This window comes from Actinobaculum suis (assembly GCF_900618115.1).
GTDB lineage: Bacteria > Actinomycetota > Actinomycetes > Actinomycetales > Actinomycetaceae > Actinobaculum > Actinobaculum suis.
Genome location: NZ_UYIO01000001.1, coordinates 1,448,978 through 1,461,463 on the forward strand (window position 1 = coordinate 1,448,978; position 12,486 = coordinate 1,461,463).

Here is a 12,486-nt window from a genome sequence, read left to right on the forward strand (position 1 = left end):
GACGAACTCTACTTCCGGGCTTTACAACCAGGCATTGCCCGGGCGTTCCTTAGGTTCAGCTGTACGGCCAGCCGGGAATCCGGTTTGGGGTTCCGATTCGAAGGCGGAGCCCCTATTTTCGGTCTTATTTCCGGCGTCTGCGGTGTTTCCGGCGGCTGCAGAATCACTTTGCGCGGCAGTGTTCTTTGCAGCTAGCTCAGCATTCTCCGTATCACCTGCCTGGCTGGAGGCCTCGGCTGCTGCGGTTCCTTCCGCTTCGTCTGCGGCTTCCGCCGCTTCGGTACCGTTTAGTGCCGCAGCTTCGGCTGCTTCTGCTTTATCTAGCTCAGCTGCTTCTGCTTCAGAAATGGGGGCAAAGGGAATTTCCGCGCGGCCCATAATGGCTTTGCGGATCCACACGCTTTCATCACCAGAAGGCGATTCGAGCGTGATGGCATCGCCGTCAATGGAAACGATGGTCCCGAAGAACCCAGAGGACGTCATGACGTTAGCGCCAATAGTGATCGCTGAGTCTCTCTCATTTTCCATTTTTTCTCGTTGCTTCTTGGATGAGCGGCTAAAGAACCACATCATCACAACCATGACCACGAGTAGAACTATGAATTCGGGTCCCACCGGCTGACTCCTTACATGTGAACAATTACCGTGCCAGTGTACCCGTGAACGCTGTGAACCCCAGAAAAAACGCTCATTTTCTGTGGGTGCAACCAGACACGTCGCGGTGCCCGATAACTAATTCCGCGATTTGCGCGCGGCCGCGCGCCAGTATTCTTTGCAATTTCGGCGCCGCCGCGTGCCGCCCTGTGCTGCTGCGTGCAGCCCAGTGCTGCTGCGTGCAGCCCCGCGCCGCCGTGTGCAGCCCCGCGCCACCGTGTGCAGCCCCGCGCCACCCCATGCAGTCCAGTGCTGCTGCGTGCCGCCCAGTGCCGCCGGCTAGTCAAACAGCGTATTTTCTTGCGGCGGGGTAAGGCCTAGGTGATCCCAGGTTTTTTGGGTCGCTACCCGGCCGCGCGGGGTACGCAAAATATAGCCTTCGCGTACCAAATACGGTTCGGCCACGGTTTCCACTGTTTCGGGTTCTTCCCCCACCGAGGCGGCCAGGGTGGATAGCCCTGCCGGGCCTCCACCAAAACGTTTGCACAGCACATCGAGGACGGCGCGGTCCAAACGATCTAGGCCTACCGGGTCTACTTGGAAAAGTTCGAGGGCCGCGCGAGCGGCAGCTATATCCAGGTGCCCATCGCCTTTTACTTCCGCCCAATCTTGGGCGCGCCGCAACAGCCGGTTGGCAATACGCGGGGTGCCGCGCGAACGGGAAGCAATTTCGAGGGCCGCATCGGGATCAATAGTGATCTCCAGTTTGGCAGCTGAACGGTTGACGATGCGTGCCAGTTCTTCTTTGCTGTAATACTCGAGGTGGGCAGTAAAGCCAAAACGATCACGTAGCGGAGCGGGTAATAAGCCGGCCCGCGTGGTGGCCCCAACCACGGTGAAATACGGAAGCGGGAGCGGAATAGAAGTGGCGCCCGGCCCTTTCCCTACCATTACGTCTACCCGGAAATCTTCCATGGCCAAATAGAGCATTTCTTCCGCATTGCGCGCCAAACGGTGAATTTCGTCAATAAACAGCACGTCGTTTTCTTGGATGGAAGAAAGAATCGAGGCAAGATCGCCTGAATGCTGAATTGCCGGACCAGAGGTGAGCCGCAATGCTCCACCTACTTCATTGGCAATAATCATGGCCAGCGTGGTTTTCCCCAGCCCGGGTGGCCCGGATAGGAGCACGTGATCGGGGGTGCGGCCGCGTTCTACCGCGGCTTGCAATACCAATGAAAGCTGGCGACGTACTGTTTCCTGCCCCACAAATTCAGAAAGCTGGCGGGGCCGCAATGCTGCTTCCGCTGCCCGTTCCGAATCGGAAGCTTGGGGTGATACTACAGATTCGCTCATTATCGCCGTCCCAAAAGTTGCAGACTAGTCCGCAAAAGTTCGGGCACACCCGCCTGCGGGTTGGCCTCGACCGCTTCTTGGTAGGCGCTGGCCGCATCGCGTTCCGGCCAGCCCAAACCTACGAGAGCTTCGATCACATCCGAGTTGGAAGCCGGCGCACTCCCGCTTGCCGGTTCACTTCCCACGGCCGGGCCAAGTTTGCCCGCGAGTTCCAAAATTAGCCGTTGTGCGCTCTTCTTCCCGATTCCGGGCACGCGCATAAGCGCCGCTTCATCTTTCATTTCGATCGCGCGGCGCAGTTCATTCGGGGTCATTACGGATAGCAGGGCAAGCGCGACCTTCGGCCCCACTCCGGAGACCGATTGCAAGGTCTCGTAGGTGTCACGTTCGTCGTCGTCATGAAAACCGTAGAGGGTCATGGAATCTTCGCGCACCACAAAAGAAGTTGCTAAACGCGCAGATTCGCCTTCCCGTAAGTCGGCGAGAACGCTCGGAGTGGCTAGCACTTTCAGACCGAAACCACCGACCTCAATAACCGCAAAAGTGGGGGCTACCGTCAATACTTTCCCGTTGAGGCTACTAATCATCGAACTTCCTCCTGCCGCCGTTTGCCGGCCGCCGCGTTTTTGCCGCGCCACCGTACAACCTCACTTCTCCACTCCCCCACTCACCTTATGCGCCTACCCGGTTGGGACCAGGCACCTTCCATAGGTGCGAAACTTTAGGTTTTGGTGCACCAGTTCGCTATTGCTTCCACGACCTCCGCGCAAGCTCTCGGCACGGGTTACTTAGGCAGCGCCCCGCCCGCTCGTTCGAACACTTGTTTGGATCTTACCGGGGATCTTTTGTTTTGGGGGCGACGGCGCCGGCGCGCCGGCTGAGGCGTTCGGCGGAAGCCCATGCACGTTGGGCTGGAGTGAGCCCGGGGCCTTCCGCGCGCGGCAGCGTATTGGCTCCGCCGTGTTGGCTGTTATTGACTTCTGCGTCTAGCGCGTGTGCTCCGCCGCGCCAGGCATGGCAGATGGCGATAGCGAGCGCGTCTGCGGCGTCTTTGGGGCGCGGCAGCTCGGGCAGGCGCAAAATTCTTTGCACCATGTTTTGCACCTGTAATTTGCCGGCCCGCCCTGAACCGGTGACGGCTGCTTTCACTTCGGAAGGCGAATGCATTCCGAGCGGTAAACTCGCCCGGGCTGCGGCCAGCATCGCCACGCCGGCCACCTGCGCGGTAGACGTTACCGAACGCATGTTTTCTTGTGCAAAAACGCGTTCGATTGCCACCACATCGGGCTGAAACTCGCCAATCACCTGCTCGATTTCGTCGAACACTAGCATTAGGCGTTTATGCGGTGCCATTTCTTTTGGTGAACGGGCCACGCGCATATCAACAAGGCTCACCCGGCGTGCCGGATCAGCATCAATAATGCCAAGCCCGCACCGGGTGAGCCCCGGATCGATTCCTAAAACTCGCAATCCTTATCCTTTATGTGAGCCGGCGCCGCCAGCCGCCACTTCTGCGGCCGCGCCCCAACCGTTACTGCCCGGCGCACTGGTTTACGACCGTCTCTACGTGGTACCGACCGTCACCCGCGTGTACCGACGGTTACCCACGTGTACAAACTGTTGCCCGCGTGTACCGACCGTTGCCCGCGTGGCACCTACCGCTACCCAACGCACCGCCGCACCAGTTTAGGCGTCGAGCTCTTCCATGATTTCATCCGAAATATCGGCGTTGGTATAAACCTCTTGGATATCGTCTAGATCATCAAGGGCATCGGTGAGGCGGAGAAGCTTTTCGGCGCCGGCTTTATCGAGCGGCACTTCCGTGGAAGGAACCCACTTGGATTCGGCCGAATCGTATTCAATCCCGGCTTCCTGGAGCGCGGTACGTACCGCTACTACATCCTTCGGATCACTTTCGATAATGAAAGTGTCCCCGGTTTCGGTGACGTCTTCCGCCCCGGCATCTAGGACCGCCAGGAGGATATCTTCTTCGGTGTTATCGCCCTTGGGGGCTTCCACAATGCCGCGCCGGTTAAACAGATAGGCCACCGACCCTGGATCGGCAAGGGTGCCTCCATTTCGGGAGAGCGCCACGCGCACTTCCGAAGCCGCCCGGTTGCGGTTATCGGTAAGGCATTCAATGAGGATCGCGACGCCGTTGGGGCCATAACCTTCGTAGGTGATGGATTCGTACTGTACGGAATCATCAGTTTCGCCCGAACCGCGCTTGACGGCGCGTTCGATATTATCGGCCGGTACCGAGCTGCGCTTCGCTTTCTGAATGGCATCGTAAAGAGTAGGGTTTCCGTCGGGATCGCCACCACCCGTTCGCGCTGCTACTTCAATGTTCTTGACGAGACGTGCGAACATCTTTCCGCGCTTGGCATCATTCGCCGCCTTCTTATGCTTTGTGGTGGCCCACTTTGAGTGTCCCGACACTGCAGTATTCCCCTTCTTCAACAACAATTACCGCGGCTATTCTACGCGCGATACCGGCGGCTCGCTGTCATCCGTTTCACCGCGTTCCATTACCTAGCTCACGTCTTTTACCGCTTCCGCTGTGATTTTATTTTCGTACGGTTTCCCGGTTTATTCCCTGCCTGCGGATTTTCGTTCGCGCCCGCTTTCCCGGGTACGACGCCGGCCATCCGGCCACTATTTTTCGTGGATTTCGCGCATAGTTCCGTCCCAACCTTGGAACCACTGGGTAGCGTATTGCGGAAGTTCCCGCGGATAGACGGGTACCGGGCCAGCGGCAAGTGCTGCTAGTTCAGCTGGGCTGTGCCAGGCAATGGCATCCAAAACGTCCTGTTCTAAAACGGTTAGCTGGGTGTTGGTTCCGGAAATGGCGGCTTTGGCTTCCTCCGCTGTGAGATGGACGAGGAAGAATAGTTCATCTTGCCGGCGGGTTTCGCCCACAAAACGAAAAACTGCGTGGCGGGAAAGTACCGGCCCAATGAGCCGGGTAGCGGATATATGCACGCCGGTTTCTTCCGCAAATTCGCGGGCCGCGCCACGCTGCGCGGATTCGCCCGGGTTGAGGCCGCCGCCGGGCGTAAACCACCAGCGGTGTTGTGAATCGGCCGAATCGTGGCCAAGTTGCAAGAGTACGCGCCCTTGCGTATCGAAAGCTACCACGCGGCCAGCCGCGCGCCGCAAAATTCCATCCGGCCCCGGCTTCCACTCATTTTCTAATTCCGCGATTTGTGCGGCGTAGTCTTTTTGTTCCTGAGGTGCCGCAGGCTCCATACCGTTTCCTTCTTCGTGCTAGTTGTTCTCGCTGATCTGCGCCGCCCTGCGCGGCACTGGGCTAGTCTGAGCCGATCTGAGCACGCCGCGGCGTCAGAGTAGGCCGCCGTGTTTCAGCCGGCCGAAACGCCAAAGCTGACTCGGCCGGGCGATTAATCGGCTATTGCCAGCCTGCCAATACCCGGCGCTTGGCAGGCTAATCCGGGCTACTAATACCAGCTACTAATACCCGGCGATTACCGCGCAATTACTATGCCAATGCCAGGCCAATTCCGGCTATTCGTCGTCGATATCGATGGTTTGTGGCATGGGTGCTCGGCCGGCCAGGCGGAAGAGCCGAACCAACCAAAGTTTGTGTAAGTGGCGGGCTTGAGCTACTTGCGAGTTGTGGAATTTGCGGGTCATGCGCACATCCAGGCGGGCCCGTTCCAGCTTCGCAAAAGTATCCTGATGCTCCGGAGCGATATCTGCGGGGTCGAGCTCACCTACGGTAAGCCGCAAAGTGCGCGATAGTTCGGATTCTAGGTTTCGCCGCTGCGCCGTGGCCGCCGCCGCTTCTGCCGGAGTGATTTCGCTATTATTGCGCCGCGCGCCGGAAAGCGCATCGGCGTCGTACAGTTCCTCCAAGCCTTCGGAAACGATTGGCACCATGGAATTATCCAGGCAAGTTTCGGCGCGTTCGGTCAAGATCAGCGCACCGGCAATATCTAGTTCCCCGCTGCGGGCAGCTTCCGAAGCATAACGCGCGCGGGCGGCTAAAGCTTGTTCGGCAACCAGCCGGGCTTTCAGTACGTTGGAGTGCAAACGGTTGAGACGGCGCGCCAACATGACGCACAAAGACATCACGATGAGGGCGATAAGTACCACTATCAACAGGGTAATTTGCCAGGGCGTCATGAACTTACCTCCGTGCGTACGGTACGAATCGCGGTTTCATAAACGGCTAGCACTTGCGAGGCCACGGTCTGCCAATCATAACGTTGCGATTCGAGCTTACCGGCCTGCGCAATTTCTTCTCGGTGTTGCGGATCGCGAAGCGCGCTAATCACGGCCTGTGCTAGAGCGTGCGGATTTTCATTGCTAAACAGGGCCCCGAATTTACCACCGCCCAGTACGGCCTGGAAAGCCGGAATATCGGAGGCGATCACGTAGGCACCGGCGGCCATCGCTTCCACCAAAATAATGCCGAAAGATTCCCCGCCCGTATTGGGAGCAATGTAAGTATCTACGGAAGCCAGCATGGCTGCTTTTTCTGCATCGGAAACCCGGCCTAGGAAAGTTACCCGCTCACTGCAGGTACCAAAAGCCTTGCTGCCAGCATCCAGATCACCCGCGCCGGCCACAATGAACCGCACCCCGGGAATTTCCGCTTGAATAAGTGGGGCCGCGGCAGCCAAAACCGGCAGGCCCTTACGCGGTTCGTCTAAACGGCCCAAAAACCCGACCGTTGGGGCATCCTGCGTGCCGGTAAAGCGCGGATCGGCAGGCACGTCGAAATCGGAAGTGTAAACCCCATTGGGGATAATAAAGGCGTCTCCGCCCAGGTGATCGACGATGGTGCGCCGCGCTTCTTGGGAAACCGCGATTCGCGCCTGAATCTTTTCCAGAAGTGGCCGCAAGATCGGCGTGAACATATCGAGTGCCCGGGACCGTTCCATCGAAGTGTGATGCGTGGAAACCACCGCGCAATCCGCGCTCATTAACGCCAACATGGCTACCGATGGGACCAAGGGTTCGTGTACGTGCAGCACATCGAAATCCCCATCGCGCAACCACTGCCGCACCGCGCGGTTCACACGCGGACCAAAAGATAGCCGCGCCACCGAGCCGTTATACCGAATCGGTACGGCTGCGCCTACCGGCACCACGTAGTCTTCCAGTTCCTCTTCCTGCTCGCTGGGCGCAATCACCGAAACGGTGTGGCCGCGAGCTATGAGTTCTTCCGCTAAATCACGAATATGAAACTGCACGCCCCCGGGTACATCCCAGGAATAAGGACAGGCAATACCTATTTTCACGGTCGTCCTCCACTATTGCCCGGGCGGTTACCGGCGGTATCTTCCGGGCTCTGTTCCTGATTTTTGCCAGCGGTACTTTCCGAGCTGTTTGCCGGGCCAGGCAGATCTGTCTTTTCTGCGCCCGGCTCTGGATTTAGTTCCGAGCGTTGCTGATCTGCCTTTTCTGCCCTAGTTCGCTCTACCCTAGCCCGCCCGGCGCTCAGATTCTTAGAATTGGCGGTATCGAGCGTAGAAGCAGTATCGTTCGACGAGACGATACCGTGCGTCGAAATAGAGCTTGTTTCCGCAGAATTTGCGCTTCTACGCGTAGCGGTGCCGTGTGCGGCGGCTCGGGCAGCGAGTTTTGCCCGCGCCTTTTCGCGGTTGGCAAGGTAACGGTCTTGATCTAGATCGGCCACGAATACTTTTTGTAGCATATGCCAGTCTTCCGGGTGGGCGGCGATTATCGGTTCGAAAGCATCCACCCAGGCTTGGGTCATGCGTTCTATATCGCGCTGCTTTTCTACAGGTCCGCTTCCACTAGTTTCTTGCGGATAGATAAGCGGCCCGCCTTCAACTACCGTGCGCCAGCGCGTGGGAAGCGTGCCGCGGTTCTCCGCTTTCCGATAGTAGATATACACCGGTAAAATCGGGCTTCCCGTTTCTTGGGCGAGAATTGCCGGCCCGGCGGCGGCCAACATCTTCTCCCCAAAGAATTCCACTTCGATACCGGAAGCGGTGAGATCACGATCCGCAAGCACGGGCGCGAGCACTTTTTCTTCCCGCATTACGCCGGCCAGTTTGTGGATCGCCCCGCCGCCTTTAATTACCGGGAAGATGATCATGCCGATCCCTTCCCGGAAATCCACGAAGGCACGATACAGCTCTTCGGGTTCAAGCTTTTCTACCAGGGTGGCAACCTTCGCCAAATTCTGATTTGACCATGCCCCAGCCAAATCCCAATTTCCCATGTGCATAAGCGCCGCGGCCAAAGAATCCCCGGAATCGAAAGCTTCCCGCGCTTCCTCCAAATTGCGCTCTTCCACGCGCGCCGCAATGTTTTCCGCATCCCAGCTCCGCAAATGCAAAGCTTCATAGTAGTACCGCATATAGGAGCGCATCCCGGCCCGGGAAAGCTGGCGCAACTGCCCTGGCTGCACATCTTTTTTAATGCGTGCCAGATTCTTTCGCAGTTGCTTAGTACCCGCCGTGGGCAGCGTACCGGCCACTGTGCCCACAAGATTGAAGAGCGCCCGGCCCACCGGTTCCGGCAAACCGTTAACTAAAGCGTCCGCAATCCGGAACACCCGCGTTATATTCATGCGTCTCTCCCCTCGGCCGCGGCCGTACCGTGCGGTTCTGCGGTGCCGCTCGCTTCCGCGGTGCCGCTCGGTGCCGCCGTGCCGCTCGGTTCCGCCGGTGCCGGCTTAGTTTCTGCCATGGGAGCCGCGGCGGTACCGTGCGGGGCACTATTGAGTAGGTTGTGCGGGTCTGCTTGGGCTTGCCGGTAGACGGCTACCATGCGTTGCAAAACGGTGAAATAGCCGGCAATGAACAAATACCACACGGCCACGAGCAGTATCCAGGCTCCCCACGGGAACCAGCCGGTACCGGTGAGCCACAAAGCCAGCAGAATTATTACTAGCCGATCCGCCCGTTCCGAAAGCCCCAGGTTAGCGCTGTAGTCTACGGCTTCCGCACGGGCGCGCGCGTACGACGTCGTCAATCCCGCCGCCAGGGCGCCCACGCCACCCACCAAAATCCAGGTGGTAAGACCTTGTGCGGCACCCACCTGGTAGCGGTATACCCAGGCGAGCACGCCCGCGAATATTGCGGCGTCCGCTACCCGGTCCATAGTGGAATCCAGGAAAGCACCCCACTTGGAAGAAGTTCCGGTAAGCCGAGAAATCTGGCCGTCTAACGAATCGCACACCACCACGGCGGCGATCAGCCAGGCCGCCCACACCGGGTGCCCACTGGCCGGCAAAATGAGGGCGAGCGCAACCACCAAAACCGTGCCGGCAATAGTGACCGCGTTCGCGGAAATACCGAGGCGAACAAAAACCTTCGCGATCGGTCCGAAAATCCTCTGCGCCAATGGGCGCCCAGTGCGAGACAGCATTATTTAGCGCGCCTCTCTCCTACTTTTCGGGGCTTTGCGCGGGAGTTGCGGCACCTGGTTCCGGCGCCACCGCGCTTTGTTCTGGGGTATCTTCCGCGGCCGGTTCCGGATGCAGCTTCTCTTCTTCCGGCTTATTACACCGCTGCGCAATCACCTGGCAAATATGGTCGATCGCGGTAGCTACTGGCACCCCGTTTTCTTGGCTGCCATCGCGGTAGCGGAAGGAAACAGCACCGGCAGCGGCGTCTTCCCCACCGGCAATTAGCACGAAGGGAATCTTTTCCTTGGAAGCATTGCGGATCTTCTTACCGAAACGATCATCGGAAGTATCTACCTCAACCCGCACGCCGCACTGGCGCAACTGGGCCGCCGTCTGTTCGCAATACTTGGTGAAAGCATCAGCGACCGGTACCAAACGTACCTGTACGGGAGCCAACCAAGCCGGGAACGCACCCGCATAGTTTTCCAGCAGCACGGCCAGGAAGCGTTCCACCGAACCGAACAGAGCGCGATGAATCATCACCGGGCGCTGGCGCGAACCATCTGCCGCGGTATATTCCAGACCAAAGCGTTCCGGCAAATTGAAATCAAGCTGCACGGTAGACATCTGCCAGGTGCGGCCCAAAGCGTCGCGCGCCTGCACGGAAATCTTCGGGCCGTAGAAAGCGGCGCCTTCCGGATCGGGCACCAATTCCAGGCCGGATTCGACTGCTACCTCTTCCAAAACGGCTTCCGCTTCATCCCACAGGGCCGGTTCGCCAATCATCTTGTGCGAATCGCGGGTAGACATTTCCAGATAAAAATCGTCGAGCCCGAAATCAGATAGCAAGGACAAAATGAACTGCAAAGTACTGGCCAGTTCATCGCGCATTTGCTCGCGGGTGGTGTAGATATGGGCGTCGTCTTGCGTAAAACCGCGCCCGCGAGTAAGCCCGTGCACCACACCAGACTTTTCGTACCGGTACACCGTGCCAAATTCGAACAGCCGCAAAGGCAGATCACGGTAGGAACGGCCCCGCGAACGGAAAATCAGCGAATGCATGGGGCAGTTCATGGGCTTCAGGTAGTAGTCCTGGCCCTGCCGCGTAATATTGCCTTCCGCATCACGTTCCTCATCCACATGCATGGGCGGGAACATACCGTCCTTGTACCAAGAAAGATGCCCGGAAGTTTGGAAGAGCTGCGCCTTGGTGATATGCGGGGTGTAGACGAAGCTATACCCGGCTTCGATATGCCGGCGGCGCGAATACTCTTCCATTTCCATGCGGATAACGCCGCCCTTAGGATGGAAAAGCGGCAGGCCGGAACCTACTTCTTCCGGGAAGGAGAACAGATCTAGTTCTTGGCCGAGGCGGCGATGATCGCGCCGCTCGGCTTCTTTGATCCGCTCCTGGTATGCGTCTAGTTCTTCCTTGCTCGGCCAGGCCGTCCCATAAATACGTTGCAGCTGGTCATTGTTCTGATCGCCCTTCCAGTAGGCGGCCGAAGAACGCGTGAGCGCAAAACCGTTGCCAATATATCGCGTAGAAGGCAAGTGCGGGCCGCGGCACAGGTCGGTCCAAATGATTTCGCCCTTGCGATTCACATTGTCGTACATGGTGAGCCCGCCAGAGCCCACTTCCACACTGGCTTCCTCCGTGCCGCCACCCTTGGTGTGGATCAGTTCGAGCTTGTAGGGCTGGTCCTTTTCCTCGACTAGCGCCGCTTCCTCACTGATTTCGCGCCGCACAAAACGCTGGTTGTCTTTAATGATGCGTTTCATGCGTTTTTCGAGGTCTTTGAGCAGTTCCGGAGTTACCGGATCGATATTGCCAAAGTCGTAGTAGAAGCCGTCTTCGATGTACGGGCCGATACCGAGGTGCGCCTCGGGGAAAACTTGTTGCACTGCCTGCGCGAGCACGTGCGTGGCGGAATGGCGCAGAATATTTAGGCCATCCGGACTGTCGATCCGCACCGTTTCCACCGTGGCTCCATCGAGGGTGGCCAGGTCTGTGGCTAGGTCGGTTAGCGTTCCGTTGACCTTGAGGGCTACTACCTCCCGGTCCTTGGCGTATAGATCTGTTCCCAGCGTGGGCTCTTCGAAAGAGTGGGCGGTGCCGTCAATCGAAAGGTGAGCTGACATGCGCAGGCTCCTTTTTCTGTTGTGCGTGGCGCCCATACCGGGGGCGCCTTTTCTTACTACTACGCGGCTTGTTACCGCTACGCAGTTTCTAGCTGCTACGCGGTTCCTCGCCGCTTAGCGGTTCCTCGCCGCAACGCAGTTTGTTACCGCTAGCGGTGCCGGTTTGCGCGGCGTGCGTAGTTGTGTGGCCAGATACGTGCCCGGTTCCGTTCGCAATTCCGTTCCGGGTTACGGCAGACGGTAGCGTGCTTCCGGCTGGCCGGGAACGTGCGACCACTGCCCCAGCATACAGCGAAAACCGCGAAGAATTTCTCCTCCGCGGTTTTCGTAGCCATTTTCATGCTATTTACCGAACCCGGTTTTCTATCGCGCGTTTCTACTGCGCGGGGTTTACGTTACGCGGCGCTTACTTGGCAGCGCGGAAGAACCAGGCCTGCTTCTCCAGGTTCTTGCCTACCCCTACTAGGATGTCTCCGCTGTACGGATCTGCTTCGTCCACCTTGTCCAGATCGGTAAGGATACGATCCGAAGCCTGCTGGAGCTTTTCTGCCATGGTTGCGTATGCTTCCGCTACATCGAAGGGGCCGACGCCGGGGTCAGCCAGCCCGGAATCCTTGGCTACCGTTGCCGCCCGAGCATCCGGGTAACCGCCGATCTGGGCGATACGTTCGGCCACCTCATCACTATCTTCGCGGGTAACGTCCACTACCTCGTCAAGTGCCAGGTGCAGGGCGCGGAATCGCGTACCCTGGATATTCCAGTGATACTGCTTGGCCTGCAGGGTCAGATCCGTCAGGTCAACTAGTGCACGCTGCAGTGCATCTACAACAATCTTCTCAGCCATTTCATTCCTTTCCTGTGCTGGGGCGAAATGCTTCCGTGTGTGCCGGCCCGTGCTCCACTCATCGGGAAACTGGTTAAGACCCGCGAACATGAGCGCTGAGCTGTGCTCTCACTTCGGTTTTATAGCCACTCCAACACGATCCGCTATCTGGAATCATTCCAAATGATAGCGCATTGGGTGAAGCTTCGCAGGCACAACACGC

At 58.4% G+C, this 12,486-nt stretch carries 12 protein-coding genes; all 12 read right to left on the bottom strand.

The window, feature by feature from the left end:
• Window positions 1-21: 21 nt before the first annotated feature.
• Window positions 22-615 carry a preprotein translocase subunit YajC gene (yajC, locus tag H8274_RS05950; RefSeq protein WP_338067696.1) on the bottom strand — a complete coding sequence of 198 codons (594 nt, stop codon included), beginning with the start codon at window positions 613-615 and terminating at the stop codon, window positions 22-24.
• A gap of 318 nt (window positions 616-933) precedes the next feature.
• Window positions 934-1,950 carry a Holliday junction branch migration DNA helicase RuvB gene (ruvB, locus tag H8274_RS05955; RefSeq protein WP_049620078.1) on the bottom strand — a complete coding sequence of 339 codons (1,017 nt, stop codon included), beginning with the start codon at window positions 1,948-1,950 and terminating at the stop codon, window positions 934-936.
• Window positions 1,950-2,537 carry a Holliday junction branch migration protein RuvA gene (ruvA, locus tag H8274_RS05960; RefSeq protein WP_065415117.1) on the bottom strand — a complete coding sequence of 196 codons (588 nt, stop codon included), beginning with the start codon at window positions 2,535-2,537 and terminating at the stop codon, window positions 1,950-1,952. The genes ruvB and ruvA overlap by 1 nt, the downstream gene beginning before the upstream one ends.
• A gap of 244 nt (window positions 2,538-2,781) precedes the next feature.
• Window positions 2,782-3,420, bottom strand: a complete 639-nt coding sequence (gene ruvC / locus H8274_RS05965; protein WP_185934082.1) for a crossover junction endodeoxyribonuclease RuvC — start codon at window positions 3,418-3,420, stop codon at window positions 2,782-2,784.
• Window positions 3,421-3,636: 216 nt separating this feature from the next.
• Window positions 3,637-4,389, bottom strand: a complete 753-nt coding sequence (locus tag H8274_RS05970) for a YebC/PmpR family DNA-binding transcriptional regulator (protein ID WP_049620080.1) — start codon at window positions 4,387-4,389, stop codon at window positions 3,637-3,639.
• A 216-nt stretch (window positions 4,390-4,605) separates the two neighbouring features.
• Complete coding sequence (locus tag H8274_RS05975) at window positions 4,606-5,199, bottom strand: NUDIX hydrolase (protein WP_185934083.1); 594 nt, start codon at window positions 5,197-5,199, stop codon at window positions 4,606-4,608.
• Window positions 5,200-5,475: 276 nt separating this feature from the next.
• Window positions 5,476-6,096, bottom strand: coding sequence for a hypothetical protein (locus tag H8274_RS05980; RefSeq protein WP_185934084.1), 621 nt, complete (start codon window positions 6,094-6,096; stop codon window positions 5,476-5,478).
• The gene (locus H8274_RS05985; protein ID WP_065419480.1) at window positions 6,093-7,217 is read right to left on the bottom strand and encodes a glycosyltransferase family 4 protein; all 1,125 of its coding nucleotides are present in this window, start codon (window positions 7,215-7,217) and stop codon (window positions 6,093-6,095) included. The genes H8274_RS05980 and H8274_RS05985 overlap by 4 nt, the downstream gene beginning before the upstream one ends.
• Window positions 7,214-8,518, bottom strand: a complete 1,305-nt coding sequence (locus H8274_RS05990) for a phosphatidylinositol mannoside acyltransferase (protein WP_185934085.1) — start codon at window positions 8,516-8,518, stop codon at window positions 7,214-7,216. Before H8274_RS05990 ends, H8274_RS05985 begins: the two co-directional genes overlap by 4 nt.
• Window positions 8,515-9,318 carry a phosphatidylinositol phosphate synthase gene (pgsA, locus tag H8274_RS05995; protein ID WP_185934086.1) on the bottom strand — a complete coding sequence of 268 codons (804 nt, stop codon included), beginning with the start codon at window positions 9,316-9,318 and terminating at the stop codon, window positions 8,515-8,517. The genes H8274_RS05990 and pgsA overlap by 4 nt, the downstream gene beginning before the upstream one ends.
• Window positions 9,319-9,337: 19 nt before the next feature.
• Window positions 9,338-11,440: a threonine--tRNA ligase gene (thrS, locus tag H8274_RS06000; protein WP_185934087.1), complete on the bottom strand. Its 2,103-nt coding sequence runs from the start codon at window positions 11,438-11,440 to the stop codon at window positions 9,338-9,340.
• Window positions 11,441-11,846: 406 nt separating this feature from the next.
• A complete protein-coding gene (locus H8274_RS06005) occupies window positions 11,847-12,284 on the bottom strand; it encodes a Dps family protein (RefSeq protein WP_049620086.1) in 438 nt (145 codons plus the stop codon).
• Between the last annotated feature and the right edge of the window lie 202 nt (window positions 12,285-12,486).